We start from the raw sequence: 11655 nt of genomic DNA on the forward strand, positions 1-11655 counted from the left end.
CTCATGGCCGTACCCCGTTTTGTTCATCTGCGCGTTCATTCCGAGTTTTCGATTACGGATGGAGTCGTGCGCATTGATGATGCGGTTGCTGCAGCCAGCAGCGATGGTATGGGAGCCTTAGCCATTACCGACCTGAGCAACCTATTTGGGCTGGTGAAGTTTTATATGGCCGCCCGAGAAGGCGGAGTGAAACCGATTGCCGGCGCCGATGTATGGCTCTCGAATGGACAAGACCCCGATCAGCCCTACCGCATGCTGTTGCTGGTGCAAAATCACTCCGGCTATTTGAACTTATGCCAGCTACTCAGCCGGGCATCGCTCGATAACCAATCGCGGGGGCGCGCGGAAGTGGACCCTCGGTGGTTTAGTGAGCCGGCTGCAAAAAAAGAAGATCAAGCCGTTGGCCGTACGCTGTCCTACGGATTGATTGCCTTATCGGGCGCGCATCTGGGTGATGTGGGTACCGCACTATTGGCTGGCCAAGAAGAGCAGGCAAAAGCGGCTGCCGAGCGCTGGAAAACTCTCTTTCCGGGCGCTTACTTTATTGAGGTGCAGCGTGCTGGGCATCCGCAAGATGAACAACACCTGCAGTTGGCCTGCCAACTTGCCAGCAAGCTGGCATTGCCAGTAGTGGCGACCCATGCAGTGCAGTTTATGCACCGGGATGATTTTAATGCCCATGAGGCGCGGGTGTGTATCGCGGAGGGCGAGTTACTCGGCAATCCACGCCGCCAGAAAAAATTTAATCCCGAGCAATATTTTTTAAGCCAAGCCGAGATGGAAAAGCGCTTTGCTGATTTACCAAGCGCACTCGCTAACTCGGTGGAGATTGCCAAACGCTGCAATCTCTCCTTGGTATTGGGTCAGCCTCGGTTGCCGGAGTTTCCGATTCCGGCCGGTATTTCACTCGGGGATTATTTATTTAAGCAGGCTGAAGTTGGATTGCTAAAGCACATGGAGCGCAACTTTCCGGATCCGCAGCAGCGGGCCGCAGAAGAGCCCCGTTACCGTGAGCGTTTAACGTTTGAAGTGAAGACCATTGAGCAAATGGGCTTTCCGGGTTATTTTTTAATCGTTGCCGACTTTATTAACTGGGCAAAGAACAATGGCGTGCCAGTCGGCCCTGGTCGCGGCTCTGGCGCCGGCTCCTTAGTGGCCTATTCCCTTGGTATTACGGATCTCGATCCCCTTAAATACAACCTGCTGTTTGAGCGCTTCTTAAATCCAGAGCGGGTATCGATGCCCGACTTTGATATCGATTTTTGCCAGCACGGGCGCGACCGCGTGATTCAGTACGTCAAAGACAAATACGGTAAAGATGCCGTGAGTCAAATTGCAACCTTTGGCACCATGGCAGCCAAAGCGGCTATTCGGGATGTGGGCCGTGTCTTGGAGCAGGGCTATGGTTTTGTCGATAGTATTGCAAAGCTCGTGCCGTTCAAGCCCGGTCAACTCGTCACCATCGAGATGGCCAAAAAAGAAGAAAAGCAATTGGCCGAGCGCGAGCGTAACGAAGATGAAGTTCGCCAGCTCTTAGCGCTTGCCCAGCAGCTCGAGGGCATGACCCGCAACGTGGGTATGCATGCCGGCGGCGTTCTTATTGCCCCAGGTAAATTAACGGATTTTTGTCCGCTGTATACGCAAGACTCCAAAGACCAAGACAGTAGCTCGGTCATTAGTCAGTACGATAAAGATGACGTTGAAGCCATTGGTCTCGTTAAGTTCGACTTCTTGGGCTTAACCACACTGACCATCTTGGCCGCAGCCGAGCGTTGGATTAAAGCACTGCATGCCGATCGTAAAGATTGGAATATTGGTGACATTACATTAGAAGATCCTGCTGCATTTGAGGTACTGAAATCCGCTAATACCGTTGCGGTTTTTCAGCTGGAAAGTCGCGGCATGCAGGGCATGTTACGTGACGCCAAGCCCGATCGCTTTGAAGACATCATCGCGCTTGTAGCGCTCTATCGTCCCGGCCCAATGGATCTGATCCCGGACTTTATTGCCCGTAAACACGGCCGCCAACAGGTGGAGTATCCCGATCCCCGCATTGAGCCTGTTCTGCGTGAAACCTACGGCATCATGGTCTATCAAGAGCAGGTGATGCAGATGGCCCAGATGATTGGGGGCTATTCGCTGGGTGGTGCTGATTTATTACGCCGAGCGATGGGTAAGAAAAAGCCAGAAGAAATGGCGCAGCACCGCAAGATCTTTAGTGAGGGCGCCAAAAAAGGCGGCATTACCGAAGTCAAGGCTAATGAGATTTACGACTTGATGGAGCGCTTTGCCGGCTACGGATTTAATAAATCCCATGCTGCCGCTTACGCTTTACTGGCTTATCAAACTGCGTGGCTCAAGGCCCATTACCCTGCTGAATTTATGGCGGGTAACTTATCGCTGGCGATGGATGATACCGATAAGGTCAAAATTCTGTACGACGATTGCCTGCAAAATCGCTTACGGGTATTGCCGCCGGATATCAATACCGGCACCTATGAATTTACTCCCCTGCGTACGCAAGGGACGCCAATCGATCAGCCCTTGACCGATATTCGCTATGGATTGGGCGCGGTGCGCGGCACCGGCGAAGCAGCGATTGAGGCAATTGTTAAAGCGCGCGAAACCGGCGGCCCCTTTACTGATCTGTTTGATTTCTGTGCGCGCGTTGATCGGCGCCAAGTCAATCGCCGTGCAATTGAAGCGTTGATGCGCGCTGGCGCCTTTGATAGTTTGTATGCCGCGGGATCTAATCAAAAAGGCAAGCCATACGACATTCGCTCTACCTTAATGGCATCATTGGCGCGGGCGATTGAGGCGGCTGAGCAGGCCGAGGCATCGATTCATCAGGTGAGCTTGTTTGAAACCGCCGGTGAAACCGACCGCCATTTGCCCGAGCTCGTGAGTGAGCCACCCTGGCCTGAAAAGAAACGACTACAGGAAGAAAAAACTGCCCTGGGCTTATGCCTTACAGGCCATTTGTTTGACGCATACCGCAATGAGGTAGCGCATTTTGTACGTCAACCCTTGGTCAAGGTAACCGAAGGAAAAGACCAATTGCTCGCCGGCATTATTACTTCGGCGCGGATGCTAACCGGGCAACGCGGCCGAATGATGGTTGCTACGATTGACGACGGTACTGCGGCAATGGAAGTCATGCTCTATAGCGAAGTGTATGAGCCCAATCGATCCTGGCTAAAAGAGGATGAGCTGGTTATCGCTAAAGTAAACGTTACGCCCGATAAGTTTTCGGGCGGCACGCGGATTGTGGCAGAGGCTGTGATGGACATCGCGGGCGCGCGTTTGCGCTTCGGTCGCAATGTGCATGTGCGGATGGACTCTGCGATTGACCTGAAAGTCTTCCGCAGTCAAATCAATCCGTACTTAATCAGTAATCGCCAGCAACAAGCGAAGCCTGGTATGCCGCCAAATCTGGCGCCTAGCCCATCGGATGGCATGAAGGGGTTACCGCTCACTGCGGTGGTCACTGCTAGCGGCAGTGCTTGCTTAGTGCAGTTTCCGGATGAATTGCGGCTTTATCCAGACGATGCGTGTTTGCATAGCCTGCATCAATTGCTTGCAACAACACAGGCGGATCCAGTGACGGTGCAGTACGCTTAACAATACTGGGTTTATTGCGACGCTTTTAAGGTCGCATACGCACGAATTTTTTCATTAAGCCGCTCTCTGCTGCTTTTATCATTCGATTGATCGCGCACTTTATGAAAGATATGAATGACTTCGGTCGCCCAGGCACCTGATTTACGTACAACGCCAATGGCCTGCAGTCTAAAGACAAAGTCAGCATCTTCGTGCCCCCAGCCAAGCAGCGTTTCATCAAACCCGCCAATCGCGATAGCGTCGCTGCGCCAACATGCCATATTGCAGCCCTTAATGCGCCGCCAAACAAACGTGCTGTACAGTCTGCGTGAGTGATCACCAAACTTAACGAACAGGGGCAGTAATTTATTGAGACTGCCGCGTAAGCGATAGTTAAGTGCATGCTGCTTGAAGCGCTCAAAACTCCAATGGGGCCATGACAGCATTTCTTGGGCGAGCGCCTTGTTTGACAGAATACGACTGCCCGTTACCATGTGGCCAGGTTCTGCTAGTTTTCGATGCTGGGCAATAAAATCGGGCTGCACAATGCAGTCACCGTCTATAAAAATAAGGTAATCGCCTTTTGATGCTGCAATCGCTAAGTTACCAACCACGGTCTTGCGGCAACCATCGTCTTCGATCCAAACGTGCTCCATGGGCGCGGGAAAATCAGCACGCATTCCATCAATCAATTCACGGGTATCGGGACGTGAGCCATCGTCAGAGATGATGACTTCAAAATTGCGATCGGTTTGCGTCTTTAAGGACTCAAGCGAGAGTCGCAAGGCTTGCGGCCAGTTGTAGGTTGCCACAATCACCGAAATCATGCTCATGGTTTCTGCTCCACTTGGGATGCTTTGGCGAGTTCGCAGATTTTCATATAACGGTAATACGATCCTTGGGCATTGGCGAGTGCCAGTGAAAAGCCCTGAGGACCATCCAAAAAACCCAAGCGAATAAAGTAGGTTCGAAAAAATGACCAAGCCCCATGGCCAATCGCCGCCAGAGGGCTGCTTCGTTTACCTTTGGCAAAGGCTTGTTCGGCTGAGGCGCTGGAATAGCGATCAATTTTTTGCAGTACCTGTGAGTAGTTCATAAAGCTGTAGTGCAGCATGTGGTTTTTTAGCTTCACAACGGCACCACTCGGAATCAGCCGCTCATGCACTAAGTCATTGGAAAACCGAGCGCTACCACGCTGAAATAAGCGGTCTACGTAATCGGGATTCCAGCCCGAATGGCGAATGAAGCGGCCGCAATACCAAGACAGCCTAGGGATCGCAAAACAGGTCGAATTGCCCGGCTTTTCTAGAACCCCTGCAATTTCCGCTTGAAGTGCTGGTGTTAGGCGCTCATCGGCGTCAAGGGAGAGGACCCAATCACCCGTGGCAAGGTCCAGTGCCCGGTTCTTTTGGGGGCCAAAACCGGGCCAATCCACTGGTTGGGCAATGGTGGCGCCAAATTCCTGGGCGATCGCAATGGTTCCGTCGGTACTGGCCGTATCGACCACCACCACCTGCTGGGCAAGCCCTCCCAAGGAGGCAAGGCAGTCCCGAAGATTGGTCTCTTCATTGCGAGTGATGAGTATGACGGATAAGGTGGGCATAATTCATTATATGAATGCCGACGACAGAATTGCCCTAAACCGCCTAATCCAGTATTTAAAACCCCATACCAAGACGATTATTGGGTCGATTTTGGCTATGGCGCTGGTAGCTGGGGCTGAAACATCGATACCGGCCTTAATGAAACCGCTATTGGACCGTGGATTTACGGGGGAGCTCGATGGCAAGTTATGGCTAGTCCCCATCTTTTTAGTCGGGCTCGCATTTATCCGGGGCGGCGCTCAATTTCTGTCGAATTATTTGTTATCCAGGGTTATTAACGCAGTACTGCTAAAACTGCGGGAGCAGATGTTCCAAACCTTGCTGCATGCCAAGACCGAGTTTTATCAAAAGAGTTCTGCATCGAGTCTAATCAACGCGGTTGTGTTTGAAGTCAATAATGTTCTGAGCATCATGGGCACAATGCTCATTAGTTTGGTGCGCGACTCGTTAACGGTACTCGGTTTATTGGGTTACTTGATATACCTTAACTGGAAACTAACCTTGGTGGTATTGATCATTTTTCCGATCATTGCCTACATCATGAGTCTGATTAATCGCCGTTTGCGCCGCTTGAATCGGGAGCAACAGGCCATGACCAGCGAGCTTGCCTACATTGTTGAAGAATCCGTCTCAGGGCATAAGATTGTTAAGGTTCATGGCGGTGAAGCCTATGAGATGAGCCGGTTTTTTGACAAGGCAGATCGCTTGCGACGCTTTGCGCTCAAGACGGCGGTAGTGGGCGGCTTAAATCAACCGATTACCCAACTGATTGCCTCCATGGCGCTTTCTGTGGTGCTGGTGATTGCATTGATGCAATCTTCTACCGAAGGCACTACCGTGGGTGGCTTCGCTGCATTTATCACGGCCATGATGTTAATTATTTCGCCGATTAAACATCTGGCTGACATCAATCAGCCATTGCAGCGTGGCCTCACTGCGGCCGAGATGATTTTTGGTTTGATGGATCAACCGATCGAGGAGGACGATTCGCGTAAAGCGGGCGTACAGCGAATAGAAAAAGCAAAAGGCGCCATTGCCTTTAAAGATGTTTCTTTTTCGTATCAGCAAGATGCTGAGCGACAAGATGCCCTGAAGCACGTCAGTCTGTCGATTCAGGCAGGTGAAGTGGTTGCATTTGTAGGGCCATCTGGTGGCGGTAAGTCGACGCTAGTGAGTTTGTTGCCGCGCTTTTTTAGGCCCACTTCGGGCGCAATTGAGCTCGATGGCGTGAACTTAGAACAGTTATCTTTATCTGATTTACGACGTCAGATTGCATTTGTCAGCCAAGACGTTATCTTGTTTAACGACTCGATCGCCGCAAACGTGGCCTATGGTACCGATGCAGTAAACGGAATCGATCGTGGCCGTGTGATTGAGGCTCTAGAGGCAGCTAATCTCACCAATCTGCTAAGTGAGTTACCGCAAGGTATCGACACTCTGATTGGCGATAACGGCAACCGACTCTCTGGCGGGCAGCGACAGCGTTTGGCGATTGCCAGAGCCATTTACAAGGATGCACCAATCTTGATCTTAGACGAGGCTACCTCAGCCCTCGATTCTGAATCCGAGCGTCAAGTGCAAGAAGCGCTAGATCGACTAATGACTGGTCGTACCACCTTGGTGATTGCGCACCGCTTATCTACGATTGAGCATGCGAGCCGCATTGTGGTCTTAGAGCATGGGCAAGTGGTGGAGAAAGGCTCTCACGCCGAGTTAATTGCCAAAGGCGGTTTGTATAGTAATCTGCATCGGCTGCAGTTTGCTAATGCCTAGTGACAAAATAGAGCGTTAACTCAAGACAATATCGTATTGCTCTTGTTTAAATGAACCTTCTGCTTGCAGGCGAATGGGCTTAGCAACAAAATCCCCCAGCATCGCTAAAAACTGATTTTCTTCTTCCAAGAAGAGATCAATGACGTCGGGCGATGCCACAATACGAAACTCCCTTGGATTGAATTGGCGATGCTCGCGGACGATCTCCCGTAGGATTTCATAGCAAATGGTTTGGGCGGTTTTAATTTCGCCTTTGCCGCTGCAGGTTGCGCATGGCTCACACAAAATATGCGCTAAGGACTCGCGCGTCCGTTTTCGGGTCATCTCCACAAGACCAAGGGCCGAGAACTGGCTGACCGTACTACGTGCATGATCCCGCTCTAAGTTACGCTTGAGCTCACTTAATACGGCCTCTTGGTGTTCGCGGGTCAGCATATCGATAAAGTCGATGATGATGATGCCGCCCAAATTACGCAAACGCAGCTGGCGTGCGATGGCCTGTGCGGCCTCCAGATTGGTTTTAAAAACCGTGTCGTCTAAATTGCGAGCGCCGACATAACTGCCGGTGTTGACGTCGATGGTCGTCATGGACTCGGTCTGATCGATCATCAGGTACCCGCCGGACTTGAGATCGACACGTCGACCCAAGGCTTTATTGATTTCTGCGTCGACATCAAATAAATCAAACAAGGCACGCTCGCCGCGATGCAGGGTTAACTTACCAACGAGGTTAGGCGTATAGGTCTCCGCAAAGCGATTTAAGCGCTCAAAGTTCTCCGCTGAATCAACCCGTATTTGCATGGTCTTATCGCTGGCTAGATCACGCAATACGCGCTCTGCCAAGCTCAAATCCTGAAAGAGCAGGGCGGGCGCGGTTTTCTGATTCACTGAGGCCAAAATGGTTTCCCAGGTTGTTTTAAGGTAGTGCAGATCGAGCGTCAGTTCCGCGTCCGTGGCGTCTTGTGCAATGGTGCGCACAATAATTCCGCCGGTTTGATTGCTGGGCAGCAGTCCAGCGATGCGGGCTTTGATTGCGTCACGCTCATCTTGATTTTCAATGCGCTGCGAGACGCCGATATAAGGTTCATTGCTAGATTCTTTTTGCGATTGCGGCAAATACACCAGGTTGCGACCTGCAATGCTGATCTGGGTTGTAAGGCGTGCACCTTTCGTGCCAAGCGGATCTTTTAACACTTGCACAATTAAGGTTTGGCCTTCGTAGAGGACTTTCTCGATTTGGGTCTGCTGGTTTTGTTGAGCAATGTCGGCCACGTGCATGAATGCCGTCCGCTCGAGACCCATCTCAATAAAAGCCGATTGCATTCCGGGCAGAACCCGAACCACTTTAGCCAAGTAAATATTGCCCACAATTCCCCGCTGGCGGGTGCGCTCAATTTGCAGCTCTTGTACCGCTGCTTGTTGAATCAATGCCACCCGTGTTTCTTGGGGGGTAATGTTGATCAGAATTTCTTCGTTCATATTAGGCTTGGTTTGCAATTTCTGGCGTGAGCGTAAAGGATACGCCAGCCTGTTGCAGTAGGGTAGCCATTTCAAATAGGGGTAGCCCCATGATGCCGCTGTAACTCCCCACGATTCTGCGGATAAAAGCACTCCCCAGGCCTTGAATGCCGTAGGCGCCAGCTTTGCCATAGGGTTCTTGGCTGGCAATGTAGGCTTTGATCAGGTTATCGCTGAGAGGCATAAATTCCACTTCCGATACCTGTACCAGGCTAATGGGTTTTGCTGATTGCTGGGGAAGCAGTGCAATCGCCGTTAGTACTTGATGGGTTTGGCCGCTGAGCAAGCGTAAGATGCGCTCCGCATCGGCCGCATCCGAAGCCTTGCCGAGGATTTGGGCGGCATCGCTGTTGGGAAGGCTCACGGTGGTGTCGGCGCATAAAATCGGCGCCCACGGTAAATTCCTCTTTGCCCAGCGCTGTAATGCGGCATCGCATTTCGCCAGCGTCACGCGCTCAACATAGGCTCTGGCATTTTCATTGGCGAGTGGTGCCTCGATTGCTTCCGCATTCTCATCGCTACTAGGTAAGAGCAATTCAAAACGCACACCCAGTTGCGTCAGTAATTCCTGACGGCGGGGGCTTTGGGATGCAAGGTAGAGAAAAGAATGCATTGCTAAAGGAGATTACTTATTCACGGTGGTAGGGGTGGCCTTGCAAAATCGTCCATGCCCGGTAGAGTTGTTCGGTTAACAAGACCCGCGCCATTGCATGTGGCAAGGTGAGGCTGGATAAACGCCAAATGGCATCGGCTTTCTGCTTGAGGCTGGCATCCAAGCCATCGGCACCACCAATCAGAAAAGCCACGTCACCGCCATCTTGGCGCCATTGGGCTAATTGCTCAGCAACGCCCTGCGTGTTCAGGTCCTTACCCCGTTCATCGAGTGCAATCAGGCGCACTCCTTTGGGTATGGCCGCAGTGATCTTGATGGCCTCTTTGGCGGGGGAGAGGTCGGGTTTGATTTCTTTGAGTTCGATGCTGCAATCGGGGGGCATGCGCTTGAGGTAGTCATTGCAAGCGCTTGATACCCAGTCTGGCATCTTATGGCCTACTGCAATGATGATGAGGCGCATACGTGACTAGAGGACGACGATGTAGCCAGGTAGGCTGACTTAGTCCTCATCCTCGTCGGAAAATTCACTGGCTTTCGCTAGGCCTTTAGCGCCCGCTAATTTAACGCGGACCGGCTTAGCGCCCCACATGCCTTCCAGCTGGTAGTACGAGCGCAGCATGGGTTGCAAAATATGCACTACGATGTCACCACAATCAACCAAGACCCATTCGCCTGTCTCTAGACCTTCAATGGAAATCACTTCACCGCCTTTGCTGTTCACTTCTTCTTTCACCGACATCGCCAGCGAGCGGGTTTGGCGATTGCTTGAGCCAGTTGCGATAATCACGCGATCGAATAACTCGCTGAGTTTGGTGGTGTCATAGACGCGAATGTCCTGCGCCTTGACATCTTCCAGGGCATCAATAATGGTGCGTTGTAATTTACGTAGGTCCATAGTGTCTTTTAATGAATAGGGAATGATCTTATCGTGATTGGGAGTAAAGGCCTAACTTCTCAACCAGATCCAATACTTCACTGGGTATTTGCTCAGCCAAAGGCGTGTTTGGATTAATGCCGCCAGTAGCCAGTTGTTTGCGAATGGCAATCGATGAGAGGTACATGTCGAGCATTTGGTCCAAGTAAATCGAGCCGCAGGGCGCCAGCTCAAGTACATGCGGATCGTTGGTTTGGTGCACTTGGATAAAGCGACCTAACTCCGATTGAGGATCAATCGTTAAAGCAAATTCAGGACGCCGCGCCACGGCCAAATGGACCTCTTTGAGCAAATGCTGCCAGTCTTGCCAAGTATCGATTTGCATCAAGCTATCGGCCCCCATTAACCAAATGAGATGGGTTGTGCTGCCATAACGCTGCCGCAGGGCAATCGCCGTATCGATGGTGTAGCTCGGCCCTTGGCGATCCAGTTCAATGCGATCCACTTCAATGGGGATCTGAATGCCTTCATCGCCCAATAATCGGTTGAGGGCAATGGCAGCCGCTTGGGTTAATTGATAGCGCGTTTCCGGTGGGGTAATAAAAGCCGATTTTTGCCAAGGGTTGCCACTCGGGATCAGCAGCAATCGATCTAGCTGAAATAACCTTGCAAAGTGCGCTGCAACCCGCAAATGGGCCCAATGGGGAGGATCAAAGGTGCCGCCTAAGATGCCAATTTTTTCTGGTGTAGTCAATTAGGCCAACCAGTCGCGGGGCTTTAGGTAGTAATCGTAGAGTTTTGCTTCTGGAGTATTCGGTTCCGGCGTCCAGTTGTAGCGCCAAGTAACCACGGGAGGCATTGACATCAGAATCGATTCTGATCGGCCGCCCGACTGTAGGCCAAAAATAGTGCCACGGTCAAAAATGAGGTTGTATTCGACATAACGGCCACGGCGGTATTCCTGAAAATCCCGTTCGGCTTGGGTGTATGGCTCTTGGTAGCGGCGCTCCAAGATTGGTAAATAGGCCTCAATGAATGAATTACCTACCGCTTGTGTCATAGCAAAGCTGCGTTCAAACCCAAGCTCATTAAAGTCATCAAAAAAGACGCCGCCAATACCCCGTGGTTCATTGCGGTGCTTTAAGTAAAAATATTCGTCACACCATTTTTTGAATCGGGGATGCAACTCGCTGCCAAAGGGATCAAGCGCATTCTTCGCCGTTTGGTGAAAGTGTTTGCAGTCCTCGTCAACACCATAGTAGGGGGTGAGATCAAAGCCGCCGCCAAACCACCATACCGGATCCTTATCTGGCGCTTGCGCAATAAAACAGCGCACATTCATATGGGCGGTAGGTGCTTTTGGATTGCGCGGGTGAAATACCAATGAAACACCCATCGCCTCAAAACTACGGCCTGCCATTTCAGGGCGATTTTGGGTAGCAGTGCTTGGCATTTTGTCGCCACGCACATGGGAAAAACCAACACCGCCTTTTTCAAGGATGTTGCCATTTTCTAAAATGCAGGTTCGCCCCGATCCGCGCAATGGACTGTCTTCTGGTTTTTGCCAGCTATCCGCAACAAAGGCCTTGCCATCAAGCAGGCTGGTAGCAGAAACGATGCGGTCCTGTAGGCCTAGGAAGTAGTCTTTCAGTACTTGTATGTCGATTTGCAAA

9 protein-coding genes and 1 pseudogene are annotated in these 11655 nt (G+C 51.4%); 2 read left to right on the forward strand and 8 right to left on the reverse strand.

Going from position 1 to position 11655, the window contains the following annotated elements:
• The first annotated feature begins 3 nt into the window (after positions 1–3).
• Positions 4–3621 carry a DNA polymerase III subunit alpha gene (gene dnaE / locus AOC34_RS02650; RefSeq protein WP_108468653.1) on the forward strand — a complete coding sequence of 1206 codons (3618 nt, stop codon included), beginning with the start codon at positions 4–6 and terminating at the stop codon, positions 3619–3621.
• Positions 3622–3632: 11 nt separating this feature from the next.
• Here dnaE and AOC34_RS02655 read toward each other — a convergent pair whose 3' ends face one another.
• Both AOC34_RS02655 and AOC34_RS02660 read right to left on the reverse strand, forming a co-directional pair.
• Complete coding sequence (locus AOC34_RS02655; RefSeq protein WP_234408138.1) at positions 3633–4433, reverse strand: glycosyltransferase family 2 protein; 801 nt, start codon at positions 4431–4433, stop codon at positions 3633–3635.
• Positions 4430–5203, reverse strand: a complete 774-nt coding sequence (locus AOC34_RS02660) for a glycosyltransferase family 2 protein (protein ID WP_108468654.1) — start codon at positions 5201–5203, stop codon at positions 4430–4432. Before AOC34_RS02660 ends, AOC34_RS02655 begins: the two co-directional genes overlap by 4 nt.
• Positions 5204–5213: 10 nt before the next feature.
• On the opposite strand from AOC34_RS02660, the gene msbA reads away from it, so the two are divergent.
• Positions 5214–6977 carry a lipid A export permease/ATP-binding protein MsbA gene (gene msbA / locus AOC34_RS02665; protein WP_108468655.1) on the forward strand — a complete coding sequence of 588 codons (1764 nt, stop codon included), beginning with the start codon at positions 5214–5216 and terminating at the stop codon, positions 6975–6977.
• Positions 6978–6992: 15 nt separating this feature from the next.
• On the opposite strand, the gene rng is transcribed toward msbA, so the two are convergent.
• From rng to hemF, 6 genes and pseudogenes are all read right to left on the reverse strand, one after another.
• Complete coding sequence (rng, locus tag AOC34_RS02670) at positions 6993–8456, reverse strand: ribonuclease G (protein WP_108468656.1); 1464 nt, start codon at positions 8454–8456, stop codon at positions 6993–6995.
• Between the two features lies 1 nt (position 8457).
• Positions 8458–9108 (reverse strand): Maf family protein, encoded by a 651-nt coding sequence (locus AOC34_RS02675; protein WP_108468657.1) that lies wholly within the window; start codon positions 9106–9108, stop codon positions 8458–8460.
• A gap of 16 nt (positions 9109–9124) precedes the next feature.
• Positions 9125–9568, reverse strand: a complete 444-nt coding sequence (gene rlmH / locus AOC34_RS02680; protein WP_108468658.1) for a 23S rRNA (pseudouridine(1915)-N(3))-methyltransferase RlmH — start codon at positions 9566–9568, stop codon at positions 9125–9127.
• A gap of 42 nt (positions 9569–9610) precedes the next feature.
• A pseudogene (gene rsfS / locus AOC34_RS02685) lies at positions 9611–10003 on the reverse strand (ribosome silencing factor); the annotation flags it as partial.
• A 28-nt stretch (positions 10004–10031) separates the two neighbouring features.
• Positions 10032–10736, reverse strand: a complete 705-nt coding sequence (gene nadD, locus AOC34_RS02690; protein ID WP_108468660.1) for a nicotinate (nicotinamide) nucleotide adenylyltransferase — start codon at positions 10734–10736, stop codon at positions 10032–10034.
• Complete coding sequence (gene hemF, locus AOC34_RS02695) at positions 10737–11648, reverse strand: oxygen-dependent coproporphyrinogen oxidase (protein WP_108470006.1); 912 nt, start codon at positions 11646–11648, stop codon at positions 10737–10739.
• Positions 11649–11655 lie beyond the last annotated feature (7 nt).

Source organism: Polynucleobacter difficilis, from assembly GCF_003065365.1.
GTDB lineage: Bacteria > Pseudomonadota > Gammaproteobacteria > Burkholderiales > Burkholderiaceae > Polynucleobacter > Polynucleobacter difficilis.